This is a genomic window from Marinobacterium jannaschii DSM 6295, assembly GCF_000620085.1.
Classification (GTDB): domain Bacteria; phylum Pseudomonadota; class Gammaproteobacteria; order Pseudomonadales; family Balneatricaceae; genus Pontibacterium; species Pontibacterium jannaschii.
The window spans coordinates 50,766-68,089 of sequence record NZ_JHVJ01000003.1 but is presented as its reverse complement, the minus strand read 5'-3'; the positions used below and the strand labels follow the sequence as shown (position 1 = coordinate 68,089).

The 17,324-nt window shown below is 55.5% G+C and carries 12 protein-coding genes; 10 read left to right on the top strand and 2 right to left on the bottom strand.

From position 1 onward, the window contains the following. The first annotated feature begins 143 nt into the window (after positions 1-143). Both ald and Q354_RS0100265 read left to right on the top strand, forming a co-directional pair. Positions 144-1,259: an alanine dehydrogenase gene (ald, locus tag Q354_RS0100270; RefSeq protein WP_027855858.1), complete on the top strand. Its 1,116-nt coding sequence runs from the start codon at positions 144-146 to the stop codon at positions 1,257-1,259. Positions 1,260-1,490: 231 nt separating this feature from the next. Continuing rightward, positions 1,491-1,994 (top strand): disulfide bond formation protein B, encoded by a 504-nt coding sequence (locus Q354_RS0100265; protein ID WP_027855857.1) that lies wholly within the window; start codon positions 1,491-1,493, stop codon positions 1,992-1,994. A gap of 124 nt (positions 1,995-2,118) precedes the next feature. Here the strand turns inward: Q354_RS0100265 and Q354_RS0100260 are convergent, their stop codons facing one another. Next, positions 2,119-2,310, bottom strand: coding sequence for an RSP_7527 family protein (locus Q354_RS0100260; RefSeq protein WP_027855856.1), 192 nt, complete (start codon positions 2,308-2,310; stop codon positions 2,119-2,121). A gap of 187 nt (positions 2,311-2,497) precedes the next feature. On the opposite strand from Q354_RS0100260, the gene gcvA reads away from it, so the two are divergent. The 8 genes from gcvA to Q354_RS24065 all read left to right on the top strand — a co-directional run bounded on the left by gcvA (position 2,498) and on the right by Q354_RS24065 (position 16,172). Beyond that, the gene (gcvA, locus tag Q354_RS0100255; RefSeq protein WP_322786124.1) at positions 2,498-3,433 is read left to right on the top strand and encodes a transcriptional regulator GcvA; all 936 of its coding nucleotides are present in this window, start codon (positions 2,498-2,500) and stop codon (positions 3,431-3,433) included. A 191-nt stretch (positions 3,434-3,624) separates the two neighbouring features. After that, positions 3,625-4,239, top strand: coding sequence for a TetR/AcrR family transcriptional regulator (locus Q354_RS0100250; protein ID WP_027855854.1), 615 nt, complete (start codon positions 3,625-3,627; stop codon positions 4,237-4,239). 69 nt (positions 4,240-4,308) lie between these two features. Continuing rightward, positions 4,309-5,310, top strand: a complete 1,002-nt coding sequence (locus tag Q354_RS0100245; protein WP_245600954.1) for an efflux RND transporter periplasmic adaptor subunit — start codon at positions 4,309-4,311, stop codon at positions 5,308-5,310. Between the two features lie 5 nt (positions 5,311-5,315). Continuing rightward, entirely contained in the window at positions 5,316-8,366 is a 3,051-nt protein-coding gene (locus Q354_RS0100240) for an efflux RND transporter permease subunit (RefSeq protein ID WP_027855852.1), read from the top strand. A gap of 93 nt (positions 8,367-8,459) precedes the next feature. Continuing rightward, the gene (locus tag Q354_RS0100235; RefSeq protein ID WP_027855851.1) at positions 8,460-9,758 is read left to right on the top strand and encodes a TolC family outer membrane protein; all 1,299 of its coding nucleotides are present in this window, start codon (positions 8,460-8,462) and stop codon (positions 9,756-9,758) included. A 232-nt stretch (positions 9,759-9,990) separates the two neighbouring features. Next, positions 9,991-11,073, top strand: coding sequence for an efflux RND transporter periplasmic adaptor subunit (locus Q354_RS0100230; protein WP_027855850.1), 1,083 nt, complete (start codon positions 9,991-9,993; stop codon positions 11,071-11,073). Between the two features lie 3 nt (positions 11,074-11,076). Continuing rightward, on the top strand, positions 11,077-14,202 hold the full coding sequence (locus Q354_RS0100225) for an efflux RND transporter permease subunit (RefSeq protein ID WP_027855849.1): 3,126 nt from the start codon (positions 11,077-11,079) through the stop codon (positions 14,200-14,202). A gap of 668 nt (positions 14,203-14,870) precedes the next feature. Continuing rightward, positions 14,871-16,172 (top strand): MFS transporter, encoded by a 1,302-nt coding sequence (locus tag Q354_RS24065; RefSeq protein WP_084332411.1) that lies wholly within the window; start codon positions 14,871-14,873, stop codon positions 16,170-16,172. Between the two features lie 76 nt (positions 16,173-16,248). Here Q354_RS24065 and Q354_RS0100215 read toward each other — a convergent pair whose 3' ends face one another. Next, positions 16,249-17,049, bottom strand: coding sequence for a hypothetical protein (locus Q354_RS0100215; protein WP_027855848.1), 801 nt, complete (start codon positions 17,047-17,049; stop codon positions 16,249-16,251). Positions 17,050-17,324: the final 275 nt, after the last annotated feature.

The following is a 17,324-nucleotide window of genomic DNA, read 5'->3' as shown; positions in this document are numbered from 1 at the left end:
TGTTTGGAAATCATTCTGTCAAAACCAATTTTACAGAAAATAGAACCAAACCTTTAACAAAAAACAGAGGTTACACCCAGGAAAGCAGTGATAATCTGAATTTACTTTCTGAACGCAACATTGTACTTCGGAGGATTACCGAGATGCTGATTGGTGTACCAAAAGAAATAAAAAACCATGAATATCGCATCGGCATGACCCCATCAGGCGTCCGAGAACTGGTCGCTGCGGGACACGAGGTGATGATTCAGCGTGATGGCGGTAGCGCCATCGGTCTGAGCAACGAACAATATGAGGCCGCAGGGGCGACAATTATCGACACCCCTGAAGAGATCTTCGCCAAAGCCGAAATGATCGTGAAGGTGAAGGAGCCACAGCCAAACGAATGCAAGATGCTGCGTTCCGGCCAGATACTCTTCACTTACCTGCACCTGGCTCCGGACCCTGAACAGACCCGCCTGCTGGTCGAATCAGATGCCGTCGCCATCGCTTATGAGACCGTGACCGACCCACGCGGCGGATTACCGCTACTGGCACCAATGTCAGAGGTTGCCGGACGCATGGCCATTCAGGCTGGCGCGCATTCTCTGGAGAAAGCGCAGGGTGGTCTGGGTACCCTTCTGGGTGGCGTTCCCGGCGTAGCTCCCGCTAAAGTAGTTGTTATTGGCGGCGGCGTGGTGGGCATCAACTCTGCCCGTATGGCTCTTGGCCTGGGTGCGGACGTCACTATTCTCGACCGCTCCCTGCCACGCCTGAAAGAACTCGATGCACTGTATGGCCCTCAACTGAAGACCCTCTACTCCACAGCGGATGCTATCGAGCAGGAAGTGACCCAGGCAGATCTGGTGATCGGCGCAGTTCTGATCCCGGGTGCAGCGGCACCTAAACTGGTCACCCGTGAGATGCTCGGCAAGATGAAAGATGGCGCGGTACTGGTGGATGTTGCCATCGACCAGGGCGGATGTTTCGAAACATCGAAGGCTACCACCCATCAGGAACCGACTTACACCGTGGACGGCGTAATTCACTACTGTGTAGCGAACATGCCTGGCGGTGTTGCCCGCACCTCTACCTTTGCCCTGACCAATGCGACACTGCCGTTCGCACTGGCGCTGGCGAATAAGGGATACAAACAGGCCCTGAAAGACGATGCAAACCTGCGTGATGGCCTGAATGTGCACCGCGGACAGGTGACTTACGAAGCGGTCGCCCGTGATCTGGGATACGACTACCAGTCTGCTGAGAGTGCTATCTCCTAGCAGCTAAAGTAACACTTAGCTCTAAACCGTCTTTTGCCCCGCATTCGCGGGGCTTTTTTATGCTTTGGCTTTTAAAGCCGGCACCTCTTTTGCCCAAAGCAGGTTAAAATCACTACCTGCGACAGATCAAAAAACGCCGTACGAATCAAAGATATATACCCAAAAGCGGAACCGATCTGTATTTTCAGAATCACACAGCAGCACCATTAACGGCAATCACAGGGGAAAAAGATGCTAAGCAAGCTGACCTCACTCAGCAAACCTTACTGGGTGGCGATCATCGTCGCCGGACTATCCATGGAAGCCGTTGCGCTCTACTTCCAGTACGGACTGGACTACGGCCCCTGTGTGCTCTGCGTGCATATCCGTGCCTGGATACTGGCACTGATGCTCATTGCCGTCATCGGACTGTTTATTCCGTCTAACCGATTACAGCTGGTACCACATATCTTATCGCTGGGCGCTGCAGCCGGGCTGGCTGAACGTTCATGGATCACTCTGGGCGTTGAGCGCGGCACTATAGAAGGCAGCTGCACGATGGACTCAGGCTATCCCACCTGGCTGCCCCTCGACCAATGGCTGCCGGTGATCTTCGAACCCTGGGAGCCTTGCGGCTACACCCCGGAGCTAATATCAGGAATCACGATGGCGGAAGGACTGATCGCCTTTTCCGCACTACTGATTCTGGCAGTGACGATACAGATTATTGCCGCGCTGAAATCCGTTAATGCCTGAATTTCAGCCATAAAAAAGGCCCACAAATGTGGGCCCGAAACAAAACAACAAGGATGTATCGAAGTTGCCTTAATCCCCTTCCATTGATGGCCTCAGCCATCCCCCGCGGAAGGTGATCAGAGACTCAGTGGCCGTAAACAGCCTCCAGTGAAGGAATTCGTTTGAAAGAGAACATCGTTTTCAGACGCTGTTTCAGAGCGGCCATTATCCGGCCCATCTCTTCACTACGCAGACGCTCAGCTTCCTGCAGGTAGTATTGAGTGTCCAGTTGTCCAAATTGATCTACACGCAGCTCTACATCGAAATTCTGTGACATGACGGTCCCCAAGAAAAAATCATCAAAATATAAAAGTACAATATCTTGCGAGAGGACAGCTTGAGTGATGCAGGCGACTTCAAAAGTAGCGAAGTCCTAAAAACCGTGCGATCTGAATGTGTCTCTCGTTCAGTGCTGGCGCTATACTAAGGTCTTACAAGGCTTTCCACAAACGACAGATTTTCAGCTGAAAGATGAGTTTTTTTCACCTATAGGAGTTTTTGCCATCAGACGCCTTCCCCCACTCAATGCGTTGAAAAGCTTTGAGGCAGCCGCCCGTCTCGGGAGTTTTAACCAGGCAGCCGAAGAGCTCTATGTGACGCCGTCTGCGGTCAGTCATCAGGTTAAATCGCTTGAGGATTTTCTCGAAATAAAGCTATTCCGGCGGGAAAAGCGCCAGGTTTTACTGACGGCGGCCGGCGAGAAATACCTGAAATCGATTGAACACGCCTTAGATGAGATCGACAGTGCCACCCGTCGTCTGATGGCCGCCCCCAACGCCGGCAAAGTAAACCTCAGTGTCGCCCCGGCCTTCCTTACCCGCTGGCTGGTCCCCCGGCTGGGCAAGTTTCAGGAACAATATCCTCATGTCGAGCTGCGTCTGACCGCTTCGACCGGCCTGATAGACTTTGCCCACTCTGATACCGATATGGCCGTTTATATGGGAGATGGCAACTGGCGCGGCGTCGAAACCCATTACCTGCGTAATATGGTGCTGGTACCGGTTTGCAGCCCCCGTTTGCTGGAAGGTAGCAAACCGCTCAATGAACCTAAGGACCTGCTACGGCACAACCTGATTCAGGTTGAGCGGCGTCCTCATGAGTGGTCCCAGATGCTGGCACAGGCAGGCATCCATGAATCTCCGGCGCAGGGCCTGACCTTCTCCAACTCCTCACTGGCGGTGGGGGCCGCGATGGAGGGGGTGGGCATCGCCCTGGCGGATATCCAGCTGGTTGAGCGCGAAGTCAGTTATGGTCAGCTCGCCATACCATTTGACCTGCAGCATGACACTGGCAAGGCATTCTACCTGGTGTATCAGAAAAACCGACAACTGACACACGGCATGCAGGAAGTCCGTGACTGGATTCTCTCGGAGATGCTGCAGAGCACTGTCACCGAGTAGCCTCAGGCATAAGCCGAAGCGCTTATAATCACGATTCAAAGCAAGTCCCACAATCGTGGGACTTGCTTTCAAACCCGGAAATAGCACAACGACAACAGTTGATTGCAGAATTGCAACAGACAATAGATTGATACTTATTTATTGTTCACTAAAATAGCCGCAACGTTTTTAAGACGACCGGTCTATTTCTTATGAGCAAAGGCAGACGCACCGAACATAACCGTGAGAAGATACTGACCACAGGGATGGAGCTGTTTACCCGACAGGGTTACCACGCAACGGGGCTGAAAGAGATTCTGGATGCCTGTGAGATCCCCAAAGGATCTTTTTACAACTTTTTCGATAGCAAAGAGGCCTTTGCGATCGAAATCATCGAGCACTATCAGGCCATAGAGCTGGCTCGCTGGAACGAGACCCTGGAGCTCTATCCCGGCAACCGGCTGGACGGTATCCACAGCCTGATACAGGAAGCGATCTGCTGCCATCAGGATGAGCCGGACAAGATCGGCTGCCTGCTGGCAAACCTTTCCGGCGAGATCGTACAGGCATCTCCGGCCCTGCATCAGTGTATCCGTGAATCCATCACGCGCATTCTGGACGCCATCGAAGGTGACATCAGGCTCTGCCAGCAAGAAGGCAGTATCAGAAGCGATTTCTCTGCCAGACAACTGGCAGAGATGATCTGGGATCACTGGCAAGGCGCAATCCTGCGCATGAAAGTAGAACAACGGATCGATCCGCTGATCGCACACTGTGACAATTTTATGCGCATCCTCCGCGCATCTGAACTAACCCAACAGGCTTAAACCCCATGAACGGAAAATCCCCCCCTATTAAAAGGACTACTTGTTGCCACCCTGCTCGCATCTGCACCGTTGCAGGCTGCAGATGGCGCACCGCAGGGCCTGCCTGCTGAGGTTGTCCATGTTCAGTCCCAGACACTCGACAAGCGCATCAGCGTCGTTGGCAACCTGCGCGCGAACGAATCACTCAAACTCAGCGCCGAGCAAAGCGGCCGGATCGAAACCATCCTGTTTCAGGAAGGCCAGCAGGTAAAAGCCGGTAAACCGCTGTTTCAGCTGGATAAGGCGATCTACGCCGCAGAGATGCGACAGGCACAGGCGCGGGTCAAACTGAGCCAGATCGCCTATGACCGGGCCACGAACCTGTTGCAAAAACGTGTCGGTTCCGAACAGTCGCGCGATCAGGCTTTTGCCGAACTGGAAGTCGATCGGGCACAGCTCGCACTGGCCAGCACCCGTCTTGAGAAAATGACGGTTAAGGCCCCCTTTAGCGGCATCACCGGCCTGCGCCTGGTCAGCCCCGGTGACTATGTTAATCCGGGACAGGAGCTGGTCGAGCTGACCGATATCAGCAGCCTGAAAGTCGATTTCCGGGTGCCTGAGATCTACCTGCAAACCCTTAAACCCGGCAGTCAGATTGAAGTAGAGATCGATGCCTTTCCGGGACAGCGCTTCCAGGGTGAGGTTTATGCCATCGCGCCAGGCTCTGATAGCCGCGCCCACAATATTCAGGTTCGCGCCCGCATTAAAAACACTGACGGCGCCCTGCGCCCCGGCCTGTTTGCCAAGGTCGAGCTGATAGCCAGTCGTGATAAAACTGCCCTGATGATCCCAGAACAGGCGATTATCCCGCAGGATAGCGGCTTTTTCGTACTGCGCATGAAAGAAGACAAGACCGTGGAAATGGCACCGGTTGTACTGGGTCAGCGCCGCCCGGGCATTGTGCAGATCTCCAGCGGACTAAATCCTGGCGATGTGATCGTCACTGCCGGACAGCTGAAACTGTTCCCGGGCATGCCGATCACCCCAATCTATGTTGACGGCAGCCAGCCGAAACTGGCGAAGGAGAATTAAGCAACATGGTATTGTCTGAAATCAGTATCAAACGGCCGGTGCTAGCAACAGTGATGAGCATACTGTTGCTGCTGATCGGCGCCATCGCCTACGATCGCCTCAGCGTCCGTGAATACCCGAAAATCGATCTGCCGGTGGTGACAGTAGAAACCACCTACCCCGGCGCCAGTGCCACGATTATGGAGTCGCAGATCACCCAGGTGATTGAGGACTCCCTGTCCGGCATCGAAGGGATCGACTTCATGAACTCGATCAGCCGGACCGAGAACTCGCAGATCACCGTCACCTTTAAGATTGACCGTGACCCGGATAATGCTGCAGCCGATGTGCGCGACCGCGTCAGCCGGGTCATCGGCCAGCTACCGGATGCAGTCGATCCGCCGGTAATTGCCAAGACCGAAGCCGATGCTCAGCCGATTATCTGGCTGGCATTCTCCTCCAGTGCCCACAACAGCATGGAGATTACCGAGATTGCCGACCAGCGCGTCCGCGACCAGCTGCAAACGGTGGCCGGAGTCGCTAACGTAATGATCTTCGGTGAACGCCGCTATGCGATGCGTATCTGGCTCGATCCGACCCGGATGGCCGCCTATGGCGTCATTCCTCAGGATATCGAGGGCGCCCTGCGCCAGCAGAATATCGAAGTGCCGGCCGGACGCATTGAGAGCCAGGCACGTGAGTTCACCCTGCTGACCAAGACCGATCTCAACGACATCGAAGAGTTCGAACAGATCATCATTCGTAATGCCGACGGTTATCCGGTCAGGATTCGTGATGTAGCCCGGGTTGAGATCGCCCCTGAAAGCGATCGCCAGATCTCGCGTTATAAGGGCACTAATGCCGTTGCCCTGGGTGTGGTGAAGCAATCCACAGCTAACCCGCTGGATGTCTCCGGCGGCATCCGCACCAAGTTGGAAAAAATACGCCCGAACCTGCCTGAAGGAATGCAGGTAGAGGTCGCCTATGACTCATCGATCTTTATCGATGAGTCGATCAAGTCAGTCTACAGCACCCTGCTGCAGGCCGGTGCCCTGGTTGTAATCGTGCTGCTGTTCTTCCTGCGTAATATCCGTGCAACGCTGATCCCGGTAGTGACGATTCCGCTGTCGCTGATCGGTGCCTTTGCCATGATGTACGCCTTTAACTTCAGCATTAACACCCTGACCCTGCTGGCTCTGGTACTGGCAATCGGCCTGGTGGTGGATGATGCCATCGTGATGCTGGAAAACATCTACCGTCACGTTGAAGAGGGCCTGCACCCGATTCAGGCTGCCTTCAAAGGGGCCAAAGAGATCGGCTTTGCCGTGCTGGCGACCACCGCCGTACTGGTTGCCGTGTTTGTGCCGGTGGCATTTAGTGAAGGTCGCACCGGTAAGCTATTTACGGAATTTGCCCTGACGCTGGCGGGTGCCGTGGTTGTTTCTACCTTTGTCGCTCTGACCCTGTCACCGATGATGGCTTCCCGGATGCTGAAGCATGAGAAGCGCCACAACTGGCTGTTCAACCTGATCGAAGGGATGCTGAACGGCCTCACACGCGGCTACACCGCCCTGCTCAGCAAAGTGCTGCGCTCCCGCCTGCTGGCAATCGCCATCATGGCAGGCAGCGTCTACGGCGGCTGGTTCTACTATCAGCAGTTGCCGCAGGAACTGGCGCCTTATGAAGATCGCGGCGATATCCTGGTGTTTGCGATGGCGCCGGACGGTTCCACCAGCAGCTTTATCGACAAGTATTCCCGCCAGATAGAAGGTATTGTCAGTCAGGTTCCGGAAGGCGACCGTTTCTTCTCCATCGTCGGCTTCCCGGCAGAAACAAATGCCATGACCTTCCTTGGGCTGGATCGCTGGGAAGATCGTGAACGTAAGCAGCAGGAGATCTCTGCCCAGCTGACGCCTCAGCTATATGGCGGCGTCCCGGGTGTGATGAGTTTCGCTCTGAACCTGCCCTCTCTGGGCCAGAGCTTTATCTCCCGTCCGGTTGAATTCGTGGTGAAGTACAACGGCACTTATGACGACCTGAAAGGCATCGCCGACCAGATGATGGGCAAGATCATGCAGAACAAAGGCTTTGCCCAGCCGGACTCCGACCTGAAGCTTAACAAGCCGGAGCTCTCCATCAATGTGAAGCGCGACAAGCTGTCCGAGATCGGTATCGATGTTGATCAGGTCGGCCATACCCTGGAAAGCTACATGGCGGGCCGTGAAGTCACCCGGTTCAAGAAGATCGGTGAACAGTATGAAGTTATCGTCAAGGTCTCCGACCGCGAACGCCGTGACCCCAGTGACCTGACCGACCTCTACGCCCGCACCCGGGATGGCGAAATGGTTCAGCTTTCCAACCTGATATCGGTCACCGAAACGGTTGCGCCACGCGAGCTGAACCACTTTGATAAGGTCAAGGCTGTGAAGTTTCAGGCCCTGCTGACCCCGGACTACAGTCTCGGTGAAGCCCTTAACTATCTGGAACAGAGCCTGGCGGAAATTGCGCCCGATGCAACGTTTGACTACACCGGCCCGTCACGGGAGTTCAGGAAATCCAGCAACAGCATGCAGACCACCTTTGTACTGTCGCTGATCTTTATCTTCCTGGTACTGGCGGCTCAGTTTGAAAGTTTCAAAAACCCGCTGGTTATCATGCTGTCAGTACCACCGGCTATTTTCGGGGCATTGATCGCACTTTATTACTCAGGCGGTTCCCTTAGCGTTTACAGTCAGATAGGCTTAATCACACTGGTCGGTCTAGTTACTAAGCATGGCATTCTGATCGTTGAGTTTGCCAACCAGCTGCAGGAACAGGGTACAGAGTTGCGGGAGGCGGTGATTGAAGCGGCCAGCCTGCGACTGAGACCAATCCTGATGACCACCGCAGCGACCGTACTGGGAGCGGTGCCACTGGCAATTGCCTTCGGTGCCGGCGCGGAATCCCGCCAGCAGATCGGCTGGGTTATTGTCGGTGGCATGACCTTCGGTACCTTGCTGACACTGTTTGTGATTCCGACGGTATACAGCTATCTGGGCAAACGTACCTTCAAAGAGGTAGAGCCAAACTGGCAATAATGATCAGGCGACCGATAGCGGTCGCCTTTACTCTTTGTTCACTATGCTTAATGCATAATAATGACTGATACAACTTTTGCAGGGGATGCGTAAGTGAAACTATCCAAAGCCTTTTCAGTCTCGACCTTGCTGGTTGCCTCGCTGCAGGCGGTGCCGGCCAGCGCCGGCACACTGGCTGATATATACCGGGAAGCGGTTAAAAATGATCCGCAGCTACGCGCAGCTCAGGCTTCCTACCGGGCGACGGCTGAAACACTGCCTCAGGCAAAAGCCGGTCTGTTGCCGGATATCAGCCTGAGCGGAAACCAGACCTGGAACGATACCGACAGCAAGAGCTTCGATAATACCGGACTGACCCTGAGCCTGACCCAGCCGGTATTTGACGCATCCCGCTGGTACAGCTTCCAGCGCGGTAAAGTGATCAGCGAGCAGGCACGACTGCAGTTTGACCAGTCTGCTCAAAATCTGATCTTCCGTACCGTCGATGCTTACCTGAATGTGTTGCGGGCGATCAATAACCTGGAAACCAATCAGGCTCAGGAACGTGCGATCAAGCGCCGCCTGGATCAGGTTAACGCCCAGTATGAAGTCGGACAGATCGCGATTACTGATGTCCAGGAAGCCCAGGCCTCCTATGATAATGCCCGGGTCGCCCGCATCGAAGCCGAAGGGGATCTCGACAACAGCTATGATGCGCTGGAGCGGCTGACCGGTAGTACCGTCAACGAAGTGGAAACGCTGCGCGACAACTACCCGATCGAAGCACCGGAGCCTCCGGAAGCTAAACCCTGGCTGGAGAAGGCCCGCAAACAGAATCTCGGCATACAGATCTCGGACGCTTCCGTGCGCAGCGCGCGTGAAAATATCCGCATCAGCCGCGCCGGCCACTCCCCAACCGTTAACCTGAATGCCAGTTACGATTACGATGACGGCAGCTTCACAACTGACGACAGCATTGAAACCACCTCGATCGGCCTGTCGTTTAAACTGCCCCTGTATCAGGGTGGCGGCACCAGCTCCCGGATTCTTGAGTCCGAGTACCGTCTGACCGAAGCGATGGAGAACCGTGAAGATACCCTGCGTGACGTAACACAGCAGACCCGCGGCCTGCTGCGCAACCTGCGCACAGACGTCCTCAGCGTATCGGCAAGGGCACAGAGCATCAAGTCCAGCGAAACCGCCCTGGAAGCCACCGAACTGGGTTATAACGAAGGCACCCGAAACGTCGTTGATGTACTGAACGCAGAGCAGCAGCTCTATGCCGCGCAGCGCGACTATGCCAATGCCCGTTTCGGTTACGTTACCAATCTGTTCCGTTTCAAACAGCAGATAGGCACGCTGAATCCGGATGATATCGAAGTGCTGGATCAGTGGCTGGAGTCTGCGAAGTAGGATTTTTCCGCCCTATTTAACGGCAGCTCAGCTTCCCCGGTGAGCTGCCTTTTGCGCTATCCCCCTCAGCCTCAACAGCTTATAGCGGAATTTGACGCTAAACTAAGCGTCAGAGCAGCCTCTTCCAATTACATTCTGCGAACCGGTTAACCCGATGGTAACCCCGTCCGGGTAAGACTATGGACAGACGATCAAGCGGTCGTATTCAACCAGCACGCGCCAGGAGCACGCCGTGAAGAAGATTTTACTCTCCCTGCTGATAGTTGCAGCGACCAGTCAGCCTGCATTAGCAGAACAAAAGCCTCTGCCCGCCGTCACTGTCTCAACAGTCACCGAATCCACCGAAACCCCGTCCTTCAGGATGATTGGCCGTATCGAGGCGGCCGAGCGGGTGGAGATCATGCCTCGGGTGACTGGCTACCTGCAACAGCGCCTGTTTAAAGAAGGCCACCCGGTCGAAGCCGGCAGCGAGCTTTTTGTTATTGAAGCTGACAGTTACCAGATTGCGATGGAACAGGCCAAGGCAGAGCTGGCCAGCGCCCGGGCCGCCCTGAAAAACGCCCAGTTCACCCTGAAACGAAACCGCGAACTGAAAAAGCGAAATGCCATCGCTCAGGCAAAGCTGGATCAGTCTGAAGCCGACCGCGATCAGGCCCAGGCCCAGGTTATGAAGGCCAAAGCCGGCCTGCGCAAGGCGGAGCTGGAGCTCAGTTATACCCAGGTTAAAGCGCCGATAACCGGCCGCATCGGCATCGCCACCTACTCGGCCGGCGCGCTGGTCAGCCCCAACGGCAAGCCTCTGGTAACCATAGTGCAGCAGGATCCGATTCATGTTGAGCTGACGGTCAGCGAGAAGCTGATGATCGAAGCCAGGCGCAATGGGCTGGACCTGGACAACCCGCCGGTGAAGCCATCGCTGGTCCTGTCTGACGGCAGCCGTTATGAACACGCCGGAGAGTTTAACTATGTCTCTCCCGAAGTGGACCGTAACACCGACACCGTGCGCATCCGTGCAACCTTTCCAAATCCGGAAGGCATCCTGCTACCAGGTGAGTTTGTCCATGTCACCGTCCGCAACAAACAGCCCCAGAAGATGATCACCATCCCCCAATCGGCTGTACTGAAGGACCGTGATGGCTACTACGTGCTGGCGGTAAACCGGGATAATACCGTCGAGAAACGCCCGGTACAGGCTGGCGAGCAGCGTAAGGGACGCTGGCAGATCAACGGCGGCCTGGCTCAGGGCGAACGCATTATCACAGAAGGCCTGCAGAAGGTACGTCCCGGCATTCAGGTAAAAGCGGTCGAGGAGTAAATTATGTTCTCCATCTTCTTTATACGCCGCCCTAAGTTTGCCCTGGTGATCTCCATCGTACTGATTATTGCCGGCCTGTTAGCCATGCAGGCCTTGCCGATTGCTCAGTATCCGGAAATTACACCTCCGCAGGTGCAGGTATCCGCCAGCTACCCCGGCGCGAATGCCGAAACAGTCGAGAAAGCCGTTGCGACCCCGATAGAAGCGCAGGTGAATGGCGTCGAGAATATGCTGTATATGTCCTCGACCAGCGCCAACGATGGCAGCTATACCCTCAACATTACCTTTGCGGTCGGTACCGACCCGGATCAGGCGGCGATAAATGTTCAGAACCGTGTAGCGCTGTCCGAGTCAACCCTGCCTCAGGAAGTAGTGCGCCAGGGTGTAACCACCCGCAAGCAGTCCAGCAATATGCTGCTGGTAATCAACCTGTTTTCCCCGGAGAAGACCCACGACGCCCTGTTTCTCAGTAACTACGCCAGCATCTACGTTCAGGATGCCCTGGCGCGCATCAATGGCGTCGGCTCTGCCAGCCAGTTCGGTGCCCTTAACTACGGAATGCGCGTATGGCTCGACCCCGATCGCCTGAAAGCACTGGAACTGACACCTGAGGATATCAATAACGCTATCGCCCAGCAGAACATCCAGGCTTCTGTCGGCATCATCGGCCAGCCTCCCCTGGCCAGTGAACAGCAGTTCCAGTACAGCCTGCGGGCACGGGGCCGCCTGGAAACGGTGGAAGAGTTTGAAGATATCATTATCCGCAGTGATGCCAGCGGTGCCGTATTGCGGCTGAAAGATGTCGCCCGGATCGAGCTGGGGTCGCAGAATTACAGCTCCAGCAGTAAGCTGAACGGCGAACCTACCGCCACTATCGCGATTTACCAAAGCCCCGGCGCCAACGCCCTGGACGTGGCTGACAGCGTCTACGCTGAACTGGAACGCCTCAGCCAGCGCTTTCCGGACGATATGAAGTATGCGGTCCTCTACGATACCACCCAGTCAGTAAAAGCCTCGCTGCAAGAGGTCATCGAAACCCTCGGCATTACCTTTGTCCTGGTGGTGTTCGTCACCTTTATCTTCCTGGCAGACTGGCGGGCAACACTGATCCCTGCCGCAACGATACCCGTTTCCCTGATCGGTACTTTTATCGTGCTGCAAACCATGGGCTTCTCAATCAACACCATTTCCTTGTTCGCCCTGATTCTGGCGATAGGTATCGTGGTGGATGATGCCATTGTGGTGGTCGAGAACGTCAAGCGTCATATGGAGCAGGATCATCTCAGCGCGCCGGAAGCGACAGCCCTGGCGATGAAAGAGGTGTTTGGCCCGGTTATCGCGACCACCCTGGTTCTGCTGGCAGTTTTCGTACCTGTGGCCTTTATGCCCGGCATAACCGGCAAGCTATATACCGAATTTGCCGTGACGATTTCAGCCGCCGTCGCCCTCTCCTCGGTGAACGCCCTGACCCTGTCTCCGGCTCTCTGTGCCCTGCTGCTAAAACCCAAACCGGCGAAAAGCACTGGTTTCTTCGGCTGGTTCGACCGGCGTATCGACGGCCTGCGCGATGGCTATGTGCGCAAAACCGGCTTTCTCAGCCGAAAGCTCTGGCTCAGTATGGGTATGATGCTGGCGATGGCTGTCGGGATTGGCTACCTGTTCAAGACCGTCCCCACCGGCTTCCTGCCGTATGAGGACAACGGTGCTTTCTTTGTTAATGTGCAGCTGCCAGACGGCGCATCCCTGAACCGCACCGAAGAGGTCTCCCAGCAGATCCAGCAGATTCTGAATGAGCAACCGGGCGTGAAAGACGTAATATCGGTCAACGGCTACAGCCTGCTGGGCGGCGCGGCTTCCAATGCGGCACTGGCGATTCCGGTGCTGACCCACTGGGATGAACGTAAAACACCGGAGCTGGCCTGGTATCGTATTCTCGGCGAGATTAATGCCAAGCTGCAGGGGATTGCTGCGGCGAACATTGTCGCCTTCCCTCTGCCCCCTATTCCGGGACTCGGCAGCTCCGGTGGACTCGAAGCGCAGCTGATTGACCTCAGCGCCCGCTCGCCGCAGGAGCTGGCCCAGGCGGCCAACAGCCTGATCATTGCCGCTAACCAGGCGGATACTATTGACCGGGCCTTTACTACTTATTCGGCGAACGTACCACAGATGGAACTGATAGTAGACCGTGCCAAGGCGCAGTCGCTGGGAGTTCCGGTGCAACAGCTGTTTAACACCCTGCAGAGCCAGCTGGGCAGCCAGTATGTCAACGACTTCAATCTGTATGGCCGTAACTACCGGGTCATGCTGCAGGCAGACAGTGCCTATCGTGACGAAATGGATGATCTGAACCGGATCTACGTCCGCAGCAACCTGGGCCATATGGTGCCTGTCAGTGCTCTGGTCGATATAGAGCCGGTGCTGGGCCCACAGACCCTGAACCGCTATAACCAGCAACGCACTGCGGCAATCAATGCCACACCGGCCACCGGCGTCAGCAGCGGTGAGGCAATCCAGACACTGGAAGCGATCGCCGCCGATGTACTGCCGGACGGCTACATTCTGCAGTGGACCGGCACCACTCAGCAGGAACAGGAGGCCGGTGGCTTTGTGGTACTGATTATGAGTCTGGCCGTGCTGTTCGCCTATCTGTTTCTGGTCGCACAGTATGAGAGCTGGTCCATTCCGGTCGCGGTGATGGCTTCCGTATCAGTGGCCCTGCTGGGGGCGCTGATCCCGCTCTACCTGCTGCCATTCCTGAACAACAACCTCTATGCACAGATCGGTATCGTGATGCTGATCGGCCTGGCCTCCAAGTCCGCGATCCTGATTGTGGAATTTGCCAAGCAACGCCGTGAAGAGGGGCTGTCTATTCTGGATGCCGCCGACGAAGCCGCCAAACTGCGCTTCCGCGCCGTATTGATGACCGCTCTGTCCTTTATCCTCGGTGTGCTGCCGCTGGTCATGGCCACCGGTGCCGGCGCTGCCAGCCGGGTATCGATCGGCTTTGTCGTGCTGGGAGGGATGTTGCTGGCCACAGTGGTCGGAATCTTCTTTATTCCACCTTTGTTTGTGGCTTTGCAGCGAATGCGCGAGAAAGTTAAAGGAGCACCGGAAACAACAGTGGAGTAACAGTGGCGTAGTTACTGCAGCCCTTCTGCCGGGATGCACATGCATCCCGGCAATCGCCCTTTCTCCTTGCTTAAAAGCGCCGATTGCCTTTTCAGGTCAAAGCTTTAACGAATTAATTTCCGGCTTTTTAAATTTTTTTCCGTCGATTTTTGATTATTGCCCGAATCACAGCAACAGCGGCTATCCCCGGCCGTCAGCCCCTTTCGCCAGACGACAGAAGGCAGACGGCTGCATGAGCGACTCTATGGCAACACCCAGCAAAACTAAGAGATTAGGTTTTTTCTATATTTTTCATCAAGTTAATCCAAAGCCAAAGGCTTCCCGTATGGCCAGAAGGGGAATTCACGCCAGGAAATCAGACAACCGGCGCGGCAGAACGGGCTCCTTTACCTTTGCGTAAACTGATGAAAGCTCAGCCCAACCGGCCCGGCCAGCGGGTGCCTTGATAAAAACTATTTAGGGATCAAACCATCAGGAGAAACAAATAATATTTAGAGTTAAAACAATCGGTTTTCAAACCTGATTCAGCTGTGCACAATGCGCGCATTCTTAAAGCCGACGTCCTGTTGGCAAAGTAATTTCCAACAATCTGAAACCTTTTTAACCGTGCGTTATGGCGTACCGGGATGCTATTGCTTTCCGTCCGCCAACACCTGGAGAATACGCTCATGTTTGCGGCGGCACGCCCACTGACAGCCCTGTTTATATCCTACGCTCTGCTGATTCTGGCGAATGGCCTGTTTACTACGTTGTTGAGTATCAGAACCAAGCTGGAAGGCTTTTCTACAGAGTGGGTCGGCTTTCTGATGACAGCCTACTATCTCGGGATGTTTCTTGGCGCGCGTTATTCTGCCAACGTAGTGCAGCGCGCCGGGCATATCAGGGCCTTCGCTGCACTGGCTTCAATGGTGTCCGTCTCTCCGCTGATCCATTCCATCTGGGTCGAGCCGGTAGCCTGGCTGTTTATCCGCCTGATCGATGGCTTCTGTATTGCCGGCCTGTTCGTTATCACTGAAAGCTGGCTCAATGCACGGGCGGACAATAAAACCCGGGGCAGCATCCTGGCTCTCTATATGGTGACCAACTTCACCGCCTCCGGCTCGGCCCAGTTTCTGCTGCCGCTGGCTGATCCGAAGAGCTTTGAGTTGTTCAGCCTGGCATCGATCGTATTCTCACTGTCACTGGTACCGCTGCTGCTTTCCCGCGCGAACGCACCGGTACCGGAATCACCGGACGGTATGAGCATCAAACCACTGCTGAAAGCGGCGCCGGCAGGCTTCTGGGGCTGTGTCTGTGCCGGACTGATCACCTCGGCGTTCTTTGCCATGGGACCGGTCTACGGTCAGGATATCGGCCTGAGCCTCGACCAGATTTCGGTATTTATGGCGGCCGGAATTGCCGGTGGCATGCTGTTGCAGGTGCCGATCGGGCGGCTGTCGGACCGAGTTGAACGCCGTCTGGTCATGGCCAGCGTCTCGCTGGGCTCCGCATTTGCGGCAGCCTTTATGGTGATGCTTACCAGCAATGGCAACACGGACCCGACACTGCACTATACCGGTGTGTTTATCTATGGCGCGCTCTCCTCCACCATTTATTCGCTGGCCGCAGCCCATGCCAATGACTGGAGCGATCCGGATAAGCTGATGCAGACCTCTTCCGGCCTGCTGATCGGCTACGGTGTCGGCGCTATCTTCGGTCCGACCGTAGCCTCTTTCAGCATGGGGCAACTGGGGCCGGGTGGCCTGTTCGGCTTTGTCACCCTGAACTGCCTGCTGCTGATGTGCTATGCAATCTGGCAGTCTATCAGAGCCGGTCAGAGCCGCGAGAAGATGGAATTCGTGCTGCAGCCCTCGGCTCCGTTCGCCTCCGAAGAGCTGCTGCAAAGCGCTCAGGAAGCCGCTGAACCGGTGCAGGAAATCACTGCAGAGCCTGTTCCTGAAGCGCCTCGCGATGAGGCTTTTCAAGCCTGAGGTAAACCAAACCGCCAAAAAAACCGCGATCTCAATATCGCGGTTTTTTATTGCCCCTGGGTCTCATGGCACAGGCTCAGTGCAGCGTTGGCTTTTGCTCAGGGTCCTCCGGCAGGATGATATTACCATCGCTGTCCATTGCCAGGGCTCCGTGTTCCATCCCCAGCTCCAACAGCTGGTTCAGCAACATACGGGTCAGATGGGCGCTGATAATAATACCGGCCGGCGGATCGCCCTCAAACAGCTCCTCATCAATCATGCCATCGGGGCGCAAGCCCAGCAGCAGAGGATTTTCAGCCACCAGCGGCGCAATATCATCGGGGGCAAAGATCGAGAACTCAGAAGACACCTCAAGTGCGCTCTGATAAGCATCGCGGGCATCCTGCTGCAGGCTGTCGACGAAGCTCTCCTCGGCGGAGGCAAACAGCTGACTGAGGTGGCTCGGCCCCGGGCGGGCCAGGTTATTGCGGGCAGTTTCTGAATGACTGTAGTCCGCCGTAATCGGGTACTCCGCTTCCTGCTCCAGTTCTTCGGACGAAACCAGAATAGTGCCGTCTTCATCCTCCTCCAGCCAGTTATTCTCCACCGCGATAGACATCAGCCCTTCCAGGGCCGCGGCCAGTATATTGGCGCAGATGATCACGCCAACAGCCGGATTTTCCCGCTCCTGGCGATTCATAATATGATCACCGGCCCGTGCCGCCAGCAGCGTTGGGTCTTCCTCCACTATCCGGGCAAGCAGGTCTACGTCGAGAAACAGCTTTTCATGGCAGAGGCGCTCCGCAGTGGCGTAGGGCTTTTCAAAGCCGCTTTCCCGCATCAGTTCGAGGTACTCCAGACGCACCTCATCGAGAATCTGCGTCAATAAACCACTCATTTTTACCTCCGTGAAAAATAATGAACCCGGCAGCGGCAAACTTCAGATTTTGGTCTACCCTAACTGAGGCCAGTGTAAAGAAACCTTAACCATACAGGTGCAGGATTGCAGCCCGCATGGACTGAGACCAATATGGTCATGGAATTTCTTTCCGTTAGTTTGGCACACTTTATTCATAAATCGCGAGGGAATCACGCAATGTACTGCCGGGAAAAGGAAGAACAGGATTATCAGGATGAAGAAGGACGCATCTACATTCTGTCAGATAACTGATC